General features: G+C 71.8%; 16 protein-coding genes. 8 read left to right on the forward strand and 8 right to left on the reverse strand.

What is annotated here, in order from left to right:
* Positions 1–106: 106 nt before the first annotated feature.
* Both NFX31_RS01450 and NFX31_RS01455 read left to right on the forward strand, forming a co-directional pair.
* The gene (locus NFX31_RS01450) at positions 107–1,663 is read left to right on the forward strand and encodes an SDR family oxidoreductase (RefSeq protein WP_262956539.1); all 1,557 of its coding nucleotides are present in this window, start codon (positions 107–109) and stop codon (positions 1,661–1,663) included.
* Positions 1,664–1,719: 56 nt separating this feature from the next.
* Positions 1,720–2,208 (forward strand): hypothetical protein, encoded by a 489-nt coding sequence (locus NFX31_RS01455; protein ID WP_045249277.1) that lies wholly within the window; start codon positions 1,720–1,722, stop codon positions 2,206–2,208.
* 50 nt (positions 2,209–2,258) lie between these two features.
* Here the strand turns inward: NFX31_RS01455 and NFX31_RS01460 are convergent, their stop codons facing one another.
* The 4 genes from NFX31_RS01460 to NFX31_RS01475 form a co-directional block, all read right to left on the reverse strand.
* Positions 2,259–2,846 (reverse strand): dihydrofolate reductase family protein, encoded by a 588-nt coding sequence (locus NFX31_RS01460; RefSeq protein ID WP_045249278.1) that lies wholly within the window; start codon positions 2,844–2,846, stop codon positions 2,259–2,261.
* Positions 2,847–3,095: 249 nt separating this feature from the next.
* Entirely contained in the window at positions 3,096–3,803 is a 708-nt protein-coding gene (gene purQ, locus NFX31_RS01465) for a phosphoribosylformylglycinamidine synthase subunit PurQ (protein WP_045249279.1), read from the reverse strand.
* A complete protein-coding gene (gene purS, locus NFX31_RS01470; RefSeq protein WP_045249280.1) occupies positions 3,800–4,048 on the reverse strand; it encodes a phosphoribosylformylglycinamidine synthase subunit PurS in 249 nt (82 codons plus the stop codon). Before purS ends, purQ begins: the two co-directional genes overlap by 4 nt.
* A gap of 174 nt (positions 4,049–4,222) precedes the next feature.
* On the reverse strand, positions 4,223–4,744 hold the full coding sequence (locus tag NFX31_RS01475; RefSeq protein ID WP_045249281.1) for an adenine phosphoribosyltransferase: 522 nt from the start codon (positions 4,742–4,744) through the stop codon (positions 4,223–4,225).
* Positions 4,745–5,134: 390 nt separating this feature from the next.
* Here NFX31_RS01475 and NFX31_RS01480 point away from each other — a divergent pair, with 390 nt between their 5' ends.
* Both NFX31_RS01480 and NFX31_RS01485 read left to right on the forward strand, forming a co-directional pair.
* Complete coding sequence (locus tag NFX31_RS01480) at positions 5,135–6,580, forward strand: glycoside hydrolase family 1 protein (protein WP_262956540.1); 1,446 nt, start codon at positions 5,135–5,137, stop codon at positions 6,578–6,580.
* Positions 6,581–6,583: 3 nt separating this feature from the next.
* Positions 6,584–7,651, forward strand: coding sequence for a LacI family DNA-binding transcriptional regulator (locus NFX31_RS01485; RefSeq protein ID WP_091477687.1), 1,068 nt, complete (start codon positions 6,584–6,586; stop codon positions 7,649–7,651).
* Between the two features lie 88 nt (positions 7,652–7,739).
* Here the strand turns inward: NFX31_RS01485 and NFX31_RS01490 are convergent, their stop codons facing one another.
* Positions 7,740–8,789 (reverse strand): hypothetical protein, encoded by a 1,050-nt coding sequence (locus NFX31_RS01490; RefSeq protein ID WP_262956542.1) that lies wholly within the window; start codon positions 8,787–8,789, stop codon positions 7,740–7,742.
* Between the two features lie 23 nt (positions 8,790–8,812).
* On the reverse strand, positions 8,813–9,688 hold the full coding sequence (locus tag NFX31_RS01495) for a DUF1266 domain-containing protein (RefSeq protein WP_091477683.1): 876 nt from the start codon (positions 9,686–9,688) through the stop codon (positions 8,813–8,815).
* 102 nt (positions 9,689–9,790) lie between these two features.
* Between NFX31_RS01495 and NFX31_RS01500 the strand changes: the two genes are divergently transcribed.
* Entirely contained in the window at positions 9,791–10,489 is a 699-nt protein-coding gene (locus tag NFX31_RS01500; protein ID WP_262956543.1) for a TetR/AcrR family transcriptional regulator, read from the forward strand.
* Here the strand turns inward: NFX31_RS01500 and NFX31_RS01505 are convergent, their stop codons facing one another.
* Both NFX31_RS01505 and NFX31_RS01510 read right to left on the reverse strand, forming a co-directional pair.
* Complete coding sequence (locus tag NFX31_RS01505; protein ID WP_262956544.1) at positions 10,490–11,836, reverse strand: uracil-xanthine permease family protein; 1,347 nt, start codon at positions 11,834–11,836, stop codon at positions 10,490–10,492.
* Positions 11,837–12,005: 169 nt separating this feature from the next.
* On the reverse strand, positions 12,006–12,905 hold the full coding sequence (locus tag NFX31_RS01510) for a phosphoribosylaminoimidazolesuccinocarboxamide synthase (RefSeq protein WP_262956545.1): 900 nt from the start codon (positions 12,903–12,905) through the stop codon (positions 12,006–12,008).
* Between the two features lie 60 nt (positions 12,906–12,965).
* Between NFX31_RS01510 and NFX31_RS01515 the strand changes: the two genes are divergently transcribed.
* The 3 genes from NFX31_RS01515 (at position 12,966) to NFX31_RS01525 (ending at position 15,723) form a co-directional block, all read left to right on the forward strand.
* Positions 12,966–13,547 (forward strand): GNAT family N-acetyltransferase, encoded by a 582-nt coding sequence (locus NFX31_RS01515; protein WP_262956546.1) that lies wholly within the window; start codon positions 12,966–12,968, stop codon positions 13,545–13,547.
* An 87-nt stretch (positions 13,548–13,634) separates the two neighbouring features.
* Complete coding sequence (locus NFX31_RS01520) at positions 13,635–14,243, forward strand: PadR family transcriptional regulator (protein WP_245762924.1); 609 nt, start codon at positions 13,635–13,637, stop codon at positions 14,241–14,243.
* Positions 14,236–15,723 carry a DHA2 family efflux MFS transporter permease subunit gene (locus NFX31_RS01525; RefSeq protein WP_262956547.1) on the forward strand — a complete coding sequence of 496 codons (1,488 nt, stop codon included), beginning with the start codon at positions 14,236–14,238 and terminating at the stop codon, positions 15,721–15,723. Before NFX31_RS01520 ends, NFX31_RS01525 begins: the two co-directional genes overlap by 8 nt.
* The last annotated feature ends 39 nt before the right edge of the window (positions 15,724–15,762 follow it).

The raw sequence follows: 15,762 nt of genomic DNA on the forward strand, positions 1-15,762 counted from the left end.
TAAAGCCAGTCAGGGGAGGGAAACGACAATCGTCCCGGGTACCGCCGCGAGCGGATTACCGGACGGCCCGGGCTCTCGTCCCGCCGGCTCGCGTAAAATCGTGACAATGACCGACGCCCCCTCCGACACCCCGTCGACGCAGAGCGACCGCAGCGGCACGACAGGCGGCGACGTCGTCGGATCCGGGATCGACCCGCACGATCTCGCCACCACCCTGCGGGTGCTCGCCGAGCTGCACGAGCTCGACCAGGAGCACCCCGACTTCATCGCGGTGCGCCGCGCGACGTCCGCGATGTTCAAGGCCGCCAAGCGGGTGCGCCGTCGCGAGATCCGCGACGCGATCGCGGAGGCCGACAAGGCCGTGATCGCGGCGACCGCCACCGGCGCGCCGGACCGTATCGACGACGAGACGCGCGGGCTCGACCTCGCCAGCAGCGTGGTCGACGCCCCCGTCGCCGGGGAGCTGCTGAAGCCGCGCAACTGCTACATCTGCAAGCAGCCGTACACGACGGTCGACGCGTTCTACCATCAGCTCTGCCCGGACTGCGCCCGGTTCAGCCACGGCAAGCGCAACGCCCGCACCGACCTCACCGGCAAGCGCGCGCTGCTCACCGGCGGCCGCGCGAAGATCGGCATGCACATCGCGCTGCGCCTGCTGCGCGACGGTGCGCACACCACGATCACCACGCGCTTCCCGCGCGATGCCGTGCGCCGATTCGCGGCGCTGCCCGACTCCGCCGACTGGCTGCACCGCCTGCGCGTGGTCGGCATCGACCTGCGCGACCCCGCCCAGGTGATCGCCCTCGCCGACTCGGTCGCCGCGCAGGGCCCGCTGGACATCCTCATCAACAACGCCGCGCAGACCGTGCGCCGCTCGCCGGGTGCGTACTCGCTGCTCGTCGACGCCGAGCTGCAGCCGCTGCCGGACGGCCCGCTGCCCGAGATGGAGACCTTCGGGCACACCGCGGATCCGCATCCCGAGGCGCTGCAGGCCTCGGTCGACGCGCACCCACTGCTGTCGATCGCCTCGCTCGGAGGCACGATCGCCGAGCAGGGCGGCCAGGCGCTCACCGCCGAGGAGCTCACACGGCTCGCGATGGCCCCCGGCTCCTCGTCCCTCGCGAAGCACGCCGACGGCACCGCCATCGACGCGGGCGGTCTTGTCCCCGACGTCAACCGGGTCAACAGCTGGGTGCAGAGCGTGGACCAGGTGGATCCGCTCGAGATGCTCGAGGTGCAGCTCTGCAATACGACCGCGCCGTTCCTGCTGATCAGCCGGCTGCGCCCCGCGATGGCGGCGTCGCCCGCGCGGCGCAAGCACATCGTGAACGTCTCGGCCATGGAGGGCCAGTTCTCGCGTCGGTACAAGGGCCCGGGGCATCCGCACACGAACATGGCGAAGGCAGCGCTGAACATGCTCACTCGCACGAGCGCAGGCGAGATGCTCGAGACCGATGGGATCCTGATGACCGCGGTCGACACCGGGTGGATCACCGACGAGCGCCCGCACTACACCAAGGTGCGCCTGGCCGAGGAGGGCTTCCACGCCCCGCTCGACCTGGTCGACGGCGCCGCGCGCGTGTACGACCCGATCGTGCGCGGCGAGGCGGGGGAGGACATCCACGGCGTGTTCCTGAAGGACTACGAGCCCAGCCCCTGGTGACGCATGGTCAGCGCTCCCCATCGCGGGAGGCCTGCGGCCGTCCGTAGGGTGGCAGGGTGACGTCTCCCGCCTCGAAGCCGAAGAGTCCCTACAAGGGCACCGGGTACTGGGTCTCGCAGCTGCTCATCTCGGGGTTCTTCCTGCTGGCGGGGACGGCGGGCGGCCTGTTCATCCTGTTCGCGCCGGACTGCTGGCTGAACACCCGCACGTGCGCCCCGGAGGGACGCGGCGAGGGCGTCATGCTGCTCCTGGTCGGCATCGTCTTCGGCATCATGTTCTTCGCGATGCTGCGCGCCTGGCGGCGCATGTCGAAGGAGCAGCGCGCGGTGTACGCCTGGGCCATCATGCAGCAGCACGCCACGCGCACCGACGGGCACCCGGTGAACCCGCGCGCGGTGGTCGACGACCTGGCGATCATGGGAGTCGCCGCGCGGGCGAAGCGCGGCGACCTGTCCGTCGCCGAGATCCGCCGGCTGCAGGAGCTGCGCCCCGACGTGCCATACCCCGGCTCGCTGCCCCTGCCTCCGACCCGTCGCGAGGACTGATCCGGCGAACCCGGGCGGCTCACCGCGACGGCGCGGGCCGTGCGCGCGGCTCAGCGGCGCACGGCGTAGCGATGCAGCGTGACGCCCTCGTCGTAGGAGGCCTGCTCGAGGAGGTCGACGATCACCGGTGGGCGGCTCTCTCCGGGCCTCGGATCGTCGAACAGCGGCCGACCGGATCCGAGGATCGCCGGATGCGTGAACAGCACCAGCTCGTCGAGCAGGCCGGCGTCGAGCAGCGCCGTCGCGATCGTCGCTCCGCCGACCCCGATGTCCCCGTCGGTCGACTCCCGCACCTCCGCGAGCCGGGCGACCGCGTCCTCGCCGATCACGCGCGTGTTGTAGGGCGCCTCGGTGCGGGTGCGCGAGATGAGGATCTTCGGCTTGTCGGTCCAGATCGCGCCGTACTCGCGCATGTACGCGGGGAGGGATGTGTCGTCCCGCGCCGCGGGCCAGAAGTCCTCCATGATCTCGAACACGCGTCGCCCCTGCACCATGAGGGCCAGCTCGCCGGCCCTCCGGTTGAACTCGCGATGCAGCGGCTCGCCGATCCGCATCCAGTCGCCGCCGCCGTCCTCTCCCGGCACGGCCTCGATCCGCAGATCCAGCGACACGTTCATCCAGTACACGAACCGGCCCATGGGATCCTCCGCTCCTCGGCGTCGTCGATTCGACGCTAGACCGCGGTGCCACGGGGTGCAACGGATCCCGGCGACGCGATGACGTGGCGCGGTGAGGGGGCGCGGTTGCAGGCGCGCGCGGGTGCGCTGCGCGTGCGGGCGGTGGGGCGCGTCTGCAGGAGCGCGCGACGCCTGCAGGACGAAATCGCGGATCCGAACCTGCAGGCGTCGCCGGATCCTGCATCCGTCGCGGGGACGGCGGGACCGGTGTTATGCGGCGACGCGTGCGACCGCGGCGATCGCGCTCGTGAAGAACGGCAGTCCGTCGACGCCGCTGCGCATGGCGGCGGCCGTGTCGGGGCCGAAGCCCGGCTCGGTCGCGTGCTCGGGGTGCGGCATGAGCCCGACGACGTTGCCTGCGGGGTTCGTGAGGCCGGCGATGTCGCGGAGGGATCCGTTGGGGTTCACCCCGGCGTAGCGGAAGGCGACGAGACCCTCTCCCTCGATGCGGTCGAGCGTCTCGTCGGCGGCGATGTAGCCGCCCTCCGCGTTCTTCAGCGGGATGATGATCTCCTGGCCGCGCGTGAACTCGTTCGTCCAGGCCGTGTCGGCGTTCTCGACCGTGAGCTTCTGGTCGCGGCGCACGAAGTGCTGGTGGTCGTTGCGGATCAGGCCGCCGGGCAGCAGGTGCGCCTCGACCAGCATCTGGAAGCCGTTGCAGATCCCGAGGATCGGCATGCCCTTGGCCGCCGCGTCCTTGATCTCGGTCATGATCGGCGAGAGCGCCGCGATCGCCCCCGAGCGCAGGTAGTCGCCGTAGCTGAAGCCGCCCGGCAGGATGACCGCGTCGACGCCCTCGAGGTCGTGCGAGCCGTGCCAGAGGGCGACGGGCTCCGCGCCGGCGATGCGCACGGCGCGCTGCGCGTCGCGGTCGTCGAGCGAGCCGGGGAACGTGACGACCCCGATGCGGACGGTCACTCCGCGACCTCGACGCCGACGACGTCCTCGATCACGGAGTTGGAGAGCACCTCTTCGGCGACGCGGCGCGCCTCGGCGAGCACGGCGTCGGTGACCTCGCCGTCGACGGTGAGCTCGAAGCGCTTGCCGATGCGGACGTCGCTGAATGCGGTCACGCCCGTCCGGGCGAACGCGCCGGAGACGGCCTTGCCCTGCGGGTCGAGCAGTTCGGACTTGGGCATGACGTCGACGACGATGGTGGGCATACCAGGAATCCTCAAGTGGTCGCGCGGGCGGGGCGCGTCCAGTCTACCCGTCGCCCTCCCCCGCTCGGTCGCGACCTCGTCGGGCGCCCGATCTCGGTTTCAGAGCGCTCACCTGGCCGGATCCGGGGTCCGGAAGCAGCCAGGTGAGCGCTTCGAAACGGGAGAGGGGAGGGGTCAGCTGTGGAAGACGGTGTGCACGTCGCCGACGACGTCGCGCCCGCCCAGCCCGTCGATCTCGAAGAGCACCGAGATCCCGGCGACCGTGTAGCCGAGCTCCTCCACGATCCGCCGGCCCGCGGCGAGGGTGCCGCCGGTGGCGAGCACGTCGTCGATGAGCAGGATCCGCGCGCCGGCGGGGAGGTCGTCGTGCATCTCGATCGTCGCCGTGCCGTACTCGAGCGCGTAGTCGACCGACGCCGCCGGCAGCGGCAGCTTGCCGGCCTTGCGGATCGGCACGAACCCGGTTCCGGCCTCGATCGCCGCGGCTCCGGCGAGGATGAACCCGCGGGCCTCGATCCCGGCGACCACGTCGAAGGCCCCGCGGAACGGCGCCACCAGGGCCTCGGTCGTCGCCTGCAGCGCCTCGCGGTCGGCGAGCAGCGGCGTGATGTCGCGGAACAGGATCCCCGGTTCCGGATAGTCCGGGACGGAGCGGATGAGCGATTCGGCGCGGGCCAGGGCGGGCGAGAAGGTCACCGGACCAGGGTACGCGCGTGTGCCGGTGTGCCCGTGTGCGTGCCGGAGTGGGGCGCCGGGGCGGGGTGGGTCGTAGCGCGCGAACACGACGCAGGAGATCCCGCCCCTAAGGCGATTCGGTCGGGCTTCGCCGGCGTCTCTCCTGCGTGGTGTCTCCGGAGAGGGGGTGGCTCCCGGAGGGCGGGCTGTTGACAGTCGTGGGAGCGCTCCCATAGCCTGGCCGGGATGCGCGGGCGCCTGGTCCGATCAGCCCCGCACACGACCGACGAGCGGCCCGAGGCCAGAGCCGCACGGCCGAAAAAGCCAAACCCGAAGAGCCGCCCGCCCAAGGGTCGCCCACCCAGAGCCACCCACCCAAGAGCCGCACACACCGAAGGAGCATGCGCCCGCATGAGCACCGTGGATCCGTCCGTCCGCCGCTTCCCCGACGGGTTCCTGTTCGGAGCCGCCACCGCCGCCTATCAGATCGAGGGCGCCGCGTTCGAAGACGGCCGCACCGCCTCGATCTGGGATGCGTTCGCGCGCGTGCCGGGAGCCGTGCAGAACGGCGACACCGGCGACGTGGCGTGCGACCACTACCACCGCTACGCCGACGACGTGCGGCTCATGACCGACCTCGGGCTGCAGTCGTATCGCTTCTCGACGTCGTGGGCGCGCGTGCGGCCCGACGGCGGCGCGGTCAACCCCGCCGGGATCGCGTTCTACGACCGCCTCGTCGACGAGCTGCTCGCGAACGGGATCGTGCCGTGGCTCACGCTGTACCACTGGGACCTGCCGCAGGCGCTGGAGGAGAAGGGGGGCTGGACCTCGCGCGACACCGCGGACCGCTTCGTCGAGTACGCGCTCAGCGTGCACGACGTCCTCGGCGACCGCGTGCAGCACTGGACCACCCTCAACGAGCCGTGGTGCTCGTCGTTCCTCTCGTACACCGCGGGCGTGCACGCCCCCGGCCGGCTCAGCATCGAGGACGGCATGCTCGCCGCCCACCACCTGCTGCTCGCCCACGGCCGCACGATCCGGGAGCTGCGCGCGCGGGATCCGAAGCTCGAGCTCGGGATCACCCTCAACCTCACCGTCGCCGATCCCGCCGACGCGCGCGACCCCGCCGACGTCGACGCCGCCCGTCGCATCGACGGACAGTTCAACCGCTGGTTCCTGGATCCGGTCCTGCGCGGCGCCTACCCGGCCGACGTCGTGTCCGACATCAGGGACGTCGATCCGGAGGCCGTGCGCCGCTGGGCGGCGGCGATCCAGGAGGGCGATCTCGACACGATCGCCGCACCCCTGGACTGCCTGGGCGTTAACTACTACCACGGCGAGCTGCTGTCCGGCTCGCCCCAGCCCGGCAGCGAGGGCACCCCGCACGACGGCGGTGGTGACGGCGCGAACGCCCGGCCCACGCGGTCCCCGTTCCCCGCAGCCGACGATGTGCACTGGGTCGAGCGTGGCCTGCCCCGCACCGGCATGGACTGGGAGGTGCAGCCCGAGGGGCTCACCCGCCTGCTGCGGCGTCTCGGCACCGAGTACGCACCGGGCCTGCCCCTCTACGTGACCGAGAACGGATCCGCCTACGACGACGTGCTGGAGGACGGACGGGTCCACGACTCCGAGCGGGAGATGTTCCTGCGCGAGCACGTCGCCGCGACGTACGACGCGATCGAGGAGGGCGTGGACGTGCGGGGCTACTTCGCGTGGTCGCTGCTGGACAACTACGAGTGGTCCTGGGGGTACGACAAGCGGTTCGGGATCGTGCGGGTCGATTACGACACCCAGGAGCGGATCGTGAAGGACTCGGGGCTCGAGTACGCCCGGATCATCGCGGCACGGGCGGTCTGAGCGATGGCGGCGCGCGCGGGGAGCGGATCCGGCGAGGCGCCTGCGCCGGATCCGATCCGGTCCGGGAGGGCGACCATCGAGGAGGTCGCGGCGGCGGCCGGGGTCTCCCGTTCGACCGTGTCCCGGGTGGTGAACGGCGCGACCGCCGTGAGCCCCGAGGCGCTCACGGCGGTGCAGGACGCGATCGCCCGGCTGGGCTACGTGCCGAACCGGGCAGCCCGCTCGCTCGCGCTGCGGCAGACGCACGCGATCGCCCTCGTCGTGCCGGAGGACACCCGGCGCTTCTTCGGCGATCCGTACTTCGGCGCGGTCGTGGCGGGCATCAGCGACAGGATCGCCCGCTCGGACTACATCCTGAACCTGCTCATCGCCAGTGACGACCCGGGCGGCCGGATGACCGGCTTCGTGCGCAACGGCGGCGTCGACGGCGCGATCATCCTGTCGCACCACACGAGCGACGCGTTCGTCGACCGTATCGTCGAGGCCGTACCCGTGGTCTTCGGAGGACGCCGCTCCGGCGGGGGCGGGGAGGACTGGTTCGTGGACGTGGACAACGTCGCCGGCGCCCGGCAGGCCGTCGGGCATCTGCGGGACACGGGCCGGCGACGCATCGCGACGGTGACCGGCCCGCTGTCGATGGCAGGTGCCGTGGACCGTCTCGCCGGCTTCCGGGACGCGCTGGCCGAGGCGGGGCTCACGCCGTTCGCCGAGATCACGGGGGACTACTCCGAGGCCAGCGGCGTGCGGGCCGCGCAGGAGCTGCTCGCCCGCGCCGCCGGGCCGGGCGGCGAACTGCCCGACGCCGTCTTCGCGGCGAGCGATCTGATGGCCCGGGGCGTGCTGCGCACCCTGCGGAGCGCGGGGGTGCGCGTTCCCGAGGACGTCGCGATCGTGGGGTTCGACGACTCCGCGGTGGCCCTGTCGACCGACCCGCCGCTGACCACGGTCCGTCAGCCGATGCACGCGCAGGGCGAGGCCCTCGCCGGGGTGCTCATCGACCGCCTCACCGGATCCGCGCCGCCGCGGCGCACGATCCTCGGCACCGAGCTCGTGGTGCGCGGCTCGGCCTGAGGCGCCGAGGCGCGCCCCGCCTCCGGGCCGGGGGACCGGGAGGCGGGGCGTCGGCCGCCGAAGTCCCCAGCACTCCGGCGTCCCGCGATCACCCTCCGAAGGATCGCAGGAGGTTCCCCCCGAACAGCGCGAACGCGGTGATCCCCGCCGAGAGGATCACCGCCGCCGCGGTGGCGGCGACGGCGAGCAGGGACACGCCCTGCCCGCCCAGGCGCTGTCCGCCCAGACCGATCGTGACGCCCTCCGCGTGCGCGATCTGTCGGGCGGTCTCGTCGCGGTAGGCGGCCGTCCGCGCCGCGAGGCGGCGGTGCAGCTCCTCCGCGAGCTCGATGATCCCGCGCATGACGTCCGGCTCGTCGAAGCGGGTGCGCGCGGGAAGGTACAGGTAGGCGCGGTCCTCGACGAGCTCGAGCTCGCCGCCCGAGCCGAGGTCGAGGACGCGGGCCATGAGATCCGGCGTGAAGAGGTAGAGCGCGTCGCGCTGATACCCCTCGGGCACGAGCAGCTGGAATGTCGTCGCGAAATGGCCTTCGAGATCCATGCGCGCGCCGCGCAGCCCGAGCGTCGGCACGATGCTGCGGCGCCGGTTGCGCAGCACGATGTGCGGGACCTTGGCGGCCAGCGGGAGCTCGACGAAGGCGAAGGGGCGCTGCAGGGTCGCCCGCTCGTCGCGGCTGCCGACCGAGTGCGCCGTGCCGAGCTCGAACGGGATCCGCGGATCGTCGGACGCCACGACGCCACGCTCGACCGAGCGCCGCATCCGGGCGAACGCCCCGCCGGGCCGGCGGGTGCCCTGCAGCAGGTCGGCGTAGGCCCAGCCGTTCGTCCAGGCGAAGAGCGCGAGCTTGGTGCGGCGGGACAGCGCCACGGCGTACCAGAGGAAGCCGGCGGCGCCGAGCAGCCCGTAGCCCACCCCGAACGCGGCGATCAGCGGCACCCGCGCGAGAACGCCGATCCGTCCCAGCCACCAGAGCCCGACGACGATCGCCGCGGTGAGCAGGAGCACGCCCGCGAGCACCACGAGGAAGCGCCGATGCAGGGGGATCCCGGCCGCGCGCTCATAACCGAGCAGGGTGCGGATGCCCGGTGCGGAGCGCAGCGGCGAGAGGTCGACGCGGATCGGATCCGCAGGGGGCACGGGTGCGCTCGGTGTCGCCCCGGTCACCCGATCCGCCAGGGCAGGCTCGCCCAGGGGCCGTTGCGCTTGGCGGTCGCGGCGGCCTTGAAGTCGCTCCACCCGTCGCCGAAGCGGTCGAAGGTCTTCTCGCCGATCGTGCCGTCGCTCCAGTGCATGACGCGACCGACGATGTAGCTGAGGCCGAAGTCGGCCCAGGAGGTGAACCCGGGACGTCCCTCCTCGTTGATCCGGCGGATGAGGGCGCGCGCCTCCGGCACCTCGGCGTAGCCGAGCGCGACGCCCCACGTCGCGAGGGCGACGGCCTGCCCGAGCGCGTAGCCGTCGAGGGTGCGCACGTACACGTCGGGCGTCACGATGTCCTTGCCGACGAGCTTGCGCACCTGCGCCTCGACGCCCTCGATCGCGGCGACGAATCCCCGGGCGTCGCGCTTGTCACCTCCGGCCTCGACGATCGCGGCGATCCACTCCTTCGACCGGGGGACGCGGCCGAGGCGCTGAGCGAGCTCGGACCGGATCGACAGGCAGGAGACCCACAGGTCGCGGCGACGACGGCCGTTGACGAGGCGCTCGATCCCGGCGAGCCATTGCTCGCGGTCCGGCACGCCCCACATCTCGACGAGCTGCTTCTTCTCGTTCGCCGTCAGCGCGGGGGCGGTGGGGTCGTTCCAGGGGCCGGACGGCTGGTTCACGATCTGCAGGAAGCCGAGGGCGATCTCGTTCGCCTCGCGGTCATCCGTCGAGTACTGCTCGGAGGGCTTGACCTTCGCGGCGGGCATGAGCCAGACCACGAGGATGAGGAGCACCACGACCCCGACGATCACCCACACCCACCACTGGGCGGCGAGCCAGCCGAGGATGCTGCCGAGGTCGTTCAGGTCCACGCGGGCGCTGCCGTGCATGGGTGTTCCTCCGTGGGGGATTCTCGTAGGTTGAATACGTATTCAGTCATTAATGTAGCGAAAGGATCCGTCACCCGGCAACGGACCCGGAAGGCGCCGCACATGGCACGCTCCCCGGAGCAGAACCGCCTGGCCAGGGAGCGCTCGCATGAGGCCCTGCTGCAGGCCGCGATCGACGTGTTCGCCGAACGCGGCATCGAGGGCGCCACGATCGCCGACATCACGGGTCGCGCGGGCGTCGCGCAGGGCATGGTCAATTACTACTTCGGAGGCAAGGAGCAGCTCGTCGAGGCCGTGATCGACCGCTGGTTCGCGATGCTCCTCGGGATCGCGCGCGGCGAGGGGATGGATGCGCCCGCGGCCTCTCCCGCACCCGCGGAGGACGCGCCCGCCGAAGTGCGGCTGGCGGCCATCATCGACACCGCGCTCGGCATGACCGCGGTCGCGCTGCCGCTGCAGCGCGTGGTCGTCGCCCTGCAGCAGCAGCCGGCGACCCGGGCCCTGTTCGCGGCCGCCGAGCAGCGCCACATCGCCGGCGTGGCCGCCGCGGAGGACGCGGTCCGCGGGATCTTCCGGGAGCGCGGTGCCGACGACCCCGCCATGGAGGAGATCATGCTGCGCAGCGTGCTCGACGGCATCGTCGGGCAGTGCATCATCTACGGCGAGTCCTACCCGCTCGAGGCGGCGCGCCGGTGGGTGCACCGCAGCTACGGGCTGCCCGAGCCCGTCGCCCCGCTCCCGGGGACGACGATGCCCGTGCCGGACTCGGGATCCGAGCCGCGGGCACGGGCCTCGCGCTGATCAGGCCGGGTCGCCGCCCATCGGGCCGACCGCCTCGAGGGGCCGCGGGTCGTCCGCGCCGCTCTTGCGCAACCGCGCGATCGCGTTGCCGCCGTGGTAGATGACGATCGCGGCGACGGTGGCGATCACGATGCCGCCGAGCATGAAGCCCGAGTCCTTGATCGAGATCGAGAAGCCGCCGACGGCGATGATGAGCGCGACGGCCGCCGTGTACTGGTTCACCGGACGGGAGAAGTCGACGCGGTTGTCGACCCAGATCTTGATGCCGATCACGCCGATGAGACCGTAGAGCCCGGTGGTGATGCCGCCGAGCACGCCCGCGGGCACCGAGTTGATGATCGCGCCGAACTTGGGCGAGAGGCTGAGCAGGATGGCCGCGATGCCGGCGACCCAGTACGCCGCGGTCGAGTAGACGCGGGTGGACGCCATCACTCCGATGTTCTCGCCGTAGGTCGTCGTCCCGGATCCGCCGAAGAAGCCGGCGAGCGTGGTGGAGACGCCGTCGGCGATGAGAGCCTTGCCGGTCTGCGCGTTGATCTGCGGATCCTCGACCATCGTGGCGACGCCGCGCACGTGGCCGACGTTCTCGGCGATCAGCACGAGCACGACGGGGAGGAACATCGCGATGCCGCTCCACACCGTGGGGGTGCCGAAGTCCGGGAGGTGGAAGGTCGGCAGGCCCACCCAGGCCGCCTTGTCGACCGCGGAGAAGTCGAGCTCGCCGCGGAACGCCGCGAAGACGTAGCCCGCGATCACGCCGAGGAAGATCGAGATCCGCCCGAGGAATCCGCGGAACAGCACCGCGAACACGATCGTGATCGCCAGCGTGAAGGTCGCCGTGACCGGGGCCTTGGCGAAGTTGCCGTAGGCGGCGCCGGCGAGGTTGAAACCGATGAGCGCGACGATCGTGCCGGCCAGCACGGGCGGCAGGAAGCGGTCGACCCATTTGACGCCGGCGACGTGCACGACGACGCCGATGAGGGCGAGCAGCACGCCGACCGACACGATGCCGGCCAGCGCGGCGCCGATCCCCTTGTCGGCGCCCGTCGCGTGCGCCGTCGTCGCGGCGGTGACCGGGGCGATGAACGCGAACGAGGATCCGAGGTAGCTGGGCAGCTTGTTGCGCGTGATCAGCAGGAACAGGATCGTGCCCACGCCGCTGAACAGCAGCGTGGTGGGCACGGGGAATCCGGTGAGGATCGGTACCAGGAATGTGGCGCCGAACATCGCCACGACGTGCTGCACGCCGATCGCGATCGTGGCGGGCCAGTTCAGGCGCTCGTCGGGGCGGACGACGGCACCGGGCTCGACGGTGCGTCCGTCGCCGTGCAGGGACCACAGGGCCATGCGGGCTCCTCGGGATCGGGGGAAGGGGCTGCCCAAACCCTATCCTGGGCGTTCCCTGGGCACGGGAGCGCGGCGCCCCGCCCCCGTGTTCCGTCTGTTTGCGTCAAACCGTGGGACTTGGGCCTCCGGGACCCCGGTTCGACGCAAATAGACGGAAGAGGGGATCCGGTCAGGCCGTGAGGCGGTGCAGCAGCTCCGCGTAGCGCTCGGCCGTCCGGGCCACGACGTCGGCGGGCAGCGCGGGCGGGGTGCCCTGCTTGTCCCAGTGCGCGGCGAGCCAGTCGCGCACGATCTGCTTGTCGAAGCTGGCCATGCGCTCGGCGGGCGTGGATCCGGTGCGCCAGGCCTCGGCGTCCCAGTACCGTGACGAGTCGCTCGTGAGCACCTCGTCGGCGAGGCGCAGCACGCCGTCCTCGCCGGCACCGAGCCCCGTCGAAGGTTCGACGCCGAACTCGAACTTCGTGTCCGCGAGGATCAGGCCGCGCTCCGCGGCGAGGGCCGCAGCCCGGCGGTACACCGCGAGCGAGACGTCGCGCAGCTGCGCGGCGCGCTCGGCGCCGACGAGCTCCTCGGTGCGGGCGAACGTGATGTTCTCGTCGTGCTCGCCCATCGGCGCCTTGTAGGCAGGGGTGAACAGCGGCTCGGGCAGGCGGTCGCCGTTCTGCAGGCCGGCGGGCAGCGGGATGCCGCACACGGTGCCTTCGGCCTGGTACTCCGCCCAGCCGGATCCGGTGAGGTAGCCGCGCACGACGCACTCGATCGGCAGCATCTCGAGCTTCCTCGCGAGCATCGCGCGGTCGGCGACCTCGGCGGGGATCTCGCCGGCGACGAGGTGGTTCGGGATCGGGTCGGATCCTTCCGCGAGGCGGTCGAACCACCAGCGGCTGAGCGCGGTGAGCAGCGCGCCCTTCTGCGGGATCCCGGGCTCGAGCGCGAAGTCGAAGGCGCTCACCCGGTCGCTCGCGACGACGAGCAGCCGCTCGTCGGACGGATCCTCCGGCGCGTACAGGTCGCGGACCTTGCCGGAGTAGAGGTGACGCCAGCCGGGGAGATCGAGGGGTGTGCTCACGCGTCCATTATCGCGGTGCCCGGAGCGGCCGATGTCCGTGGCCGCGCGTAGGGTGCACGGGTGAGCGCCGCCGACCCCTCCGAGATCACCACCGACCGACTCCTGCTGAGCAGGCCTGTGCCCGGCGACCTCGCCGCGGTGTTCCGGATCCACGCCGATCCGCGGGTGTGGACGCACTTCCCGAGCCTTCGGCCCTCGGATCCCGAGGAGATCGAGACGATGATGGCGCGCTGGCGGCGCAGCTGGGAGCGCGCCGGGCTCGGCACCTGGACGGTGCGGCTGCGCGAGACCGGCGAGATGATCGGCAACGGCGGCTGCACGCTGCTCGCGCCCGACCCCGACGATCCCGCGGCGCACGTGTGGAACCTCGGCTACCGGCTCTCGGCCGACCACCACGGCCACGGCTACGCGACCGAGCTCGCCCGCGCGGCGCGGACCGCGGCCGCCGGGATCGCCCCCGAGCGCCCGGTGATCGCCTACCTGGTCGAGCACAACCGCGCCTCCGCGGCGGTCGCGGAGAAGGCGGGGCTGACCCTCGTGCACCGCGCTCCCGACGCGGGCAATCCCGATCCCGCCGTGATGCGGCTGGTCTACGCCGACCGCGCGCTGACCGACGCCCAGCTCGACACGGCCCTGCGATGAGCGGCGGATCCGGGCTGGTGCCGGCGGGCGTTCCGGCGTATAGTCCAAAACGGATAGTCCACATGGACTAGTTGGAATGGAGTGAACGTGAAGGATCCGGCGCTCACCCCCCTGGGGGTGATGGTGCTCGCACTGCTGCGCGAGGGCGACATGCATCCGTACGAGATGGCACGGCTGCTGCGCGCGCGCCGCGACGACCGGATCATCCCGATCTCCCACGGCACGCTGTACCACACGGTCTCCCGTCTGCACGGGCAGGGCCTGCTCGAGGAGGTGGGCGTCGACCGCGACGGCAACCGCCCCGAGCGCACCACCTACGCCGTCACACCCGCGGGCACCGAGGCCGTCCGCGAGTGGGTGCGGCGCGAGCTCGGCGGCAGCCGGCGGCAGACGCCGTTCCGGGTGGCGCTCGCCGAGGCGCACAACCTCGAGCGGGACGAGGTCGTCGACCTGCTCACGCAGCGGCTCGCACTGCTGAGGGACGAGCTCGAGACGCTGAGCACCTCGCTGGACGGCGCCGCGACCCGCGCCGTGCCCGAGCAGTACCTGATCGAGGTCATCCGGCACCGGCTGCTGCTGCAGGCGGAGGTCGACTGGCTCGACACCCTGATCCCCCGGATCGCCTCCTCCGACCTCGCGTGGGGGCCGGATCCGGACCACCTTCTTGCCAAGCGAAAGGCACATCACCATGGCTGAATCCGTCAGCACGTCGACCGGGGCGTACGCCGCCGGTCACAAGCCGAAGAGCCCGTGGCCCGCCCTCTGGGCCCTGGTCATCGGCTTCTTCATGATCCTCGTCGACACCACGATCGTCTCGGTCGCCAACCCCGCCATCAAGGCGGCTCTGGATCCGGCGACGAGCAACCTCGACAACGTCGTGTGGGTCACGAGCGCGTATCTGCTCGCCTATGCGGTGCCGCTGCTGATCACCGGGCGTCTCGGCGACCGGTTCGGCCCGAAGAACATCTACCTCATCGGTCTCACGATCTTCACGCTCGCCTCGCTGGGCTGCGGCCTGTCCGGCACGCTCACCGCGCTCATCGCGTTCCGCGCGGTGCAGGGCCTGGGGGCGGCGCTCATGACGCCGCAGACCATGGCCGTGATCACGCGCACCTTCCCGGCCGAGCGCCGGGGTGCGGCGATGGGCCTCTGGGGTGCGACCGCCGGCGTGGCGACCCTCGTCGGCCCGCTGGCGGGCGGCCTGCTCGTGGACGGCCTGGGCTGGGAGTGGATCTTCTTCATCAACCTGCCCGTCGGCGTGATCGGCTTCGTGCTGGCCTGGATCCTGGTCCCGCGCCTGCAGACGCACGAGCACCGGTTCGACGTGGTGGGCGTGTTCCTCAGCGCCATCGGCCTGTTCCTCATCGTGTTCGCACTGCAGGAGGGCGAGCACTACGACTGGGCCGGCTGGATCTGGACCATGATCGCCGCGGGCGTCGTCGTGATGGCCGTGTTCCTGTGGCAGCAGGCCAAGACGCGCAGCGAGCCGCTCGTGCCGCTGGAACTGTTCCGCGACCGCAACTTCTCGGTCGCGAACCTCGGCATCGCGGCCGTGGGCTTCACCGTCACGTCGATGTCGCTGCCGATGATGTTCTTCTACCAGCTCGCCCGCGGCCTCACCCCGACGGAGGCGGCGCTGCTGCTCATCCCGATGGCGGTGCTCTCGGGTGTGCTCGCCCCGCTCGCCGGCCGGATCCTCGACCGCGTCGATCCGCGACTGCTGCTCGTGCCCGGCCTCGGCCTGACCGTGCTCGCACTCGTCTGGTACGCGCTGCTGATGAACCCCGACACCCCGATCGGCATGTTCCTGCTGCCGTCGGCGCTCATGGGCATCGGCCAGGCCGGGATGTGGGGGCCGCTGGCCACCACCGCGACGCGCAACCTCGCGCCGCGTCAGGCCGGCGCCGGCGCGGGCATCTACAACACCACCCGCACGATCGGCTCCGTGCTGGGATCCGCCGCGATCGCCGCATTCATGCAGAACCGTCTCGTCGAGAACCTGCCCGGGGCGGCCGGTCACGGCGGCGACTTCGGCGCGGGCAAGCTGCCCGAGTTCGTGGTGAAGGGCTTCGCCGCGGCGATGTCGCAGACCATGGTGCTGCCGACGCTGGTGCTGGCCGCCGGCGTGATCGCGATCCTGTTCATGAAGCGCCCGGAGCACCTCCGCGCGCGCTGAGCCTCCGGGTCGGGACTCTCCACCCCTGGCGTTTCCCTC

The sequence above is a fragment of the Microbacterium azadirachtae genome (assembly GCF_025583665.1).
Lineage (GTDB): Bacteria > Actinomycetota > Actinomycetes > Actinomycetales > Microbacteriaceae > Microbacterium > Microbacterium azadirachtae.

What these genes read in the sequence shown, in the direction of transcription:
- NFX31_RS01450 (WP_262956539.1), top strand. Translation starts at nt 107, where the DNA reads ATGACCGACGCCCCCTCCGACACCCCGTCGACGCAGAGCGACCGCAGC.
- NFX31_RS01460 (WP_045249278.1), bottom strand. Translation starts at nt 2,846, where the DNA reads ATGGGCCGGTTCGTGTACTGGATGAACGTGTCGCTGGATCTGCGGATC.
- purS (WP_045249280.1), bottom strand. Translation starts at nt 4,048, where the DNA reads ATGCCCACCATCGTCGTCGACGTCATGCCCAAGTCCGAACTGCTCGAC.
- NFX31_RS01480 (WP_262956540.1), top strand. Translation starts at nt 5,135, where the DNA reads ATGAGCACCGTGGATCCGTCCGTCCGCCGCTTCCCCGACGGGTTCCTG.
- NFX31_RS01485 (WP_091477687.1), top strand. Translation starts at nt 6,584, where the DNA reads ATGGCGGCGCGCGCGGGGAGCGGATCCGGCGAGGCGCCTGCGCCGGAT.
- NFX31_RS01495 (WP_091477683.1), bottom strand. Translation starts at nt 9,688, where the DNA reads ATGCACGGCAGCGCCCGCGTGGACCTGAACGACCTCGGCAGCATCCTC.
- NFX31_RS01500 (WP_262956543.1), top strand. Translation starts at nt 9,791, where the DNA reads ATGGCACGCTCCCCGGAGCAGAACCGCCTGGCCAGGGAGCGCTCGCAT.
- NFX31_RS01505 (WP_262956544.1), bottom strand. Translation starts at nt 11,836, where the DNA reads ATGGCCCTGTGGTCCCTGCACGGCGACGGACGCACCGTCGAGCCCGGT.
- NFX31_RS01525 (WP_262956547.1), top strand. Translation starts at nt 14,236, where the DNA reads ATGGCTGAATCCGTCAGCACGTCGACCGGGGCGTACGCCGCCGGTCAC.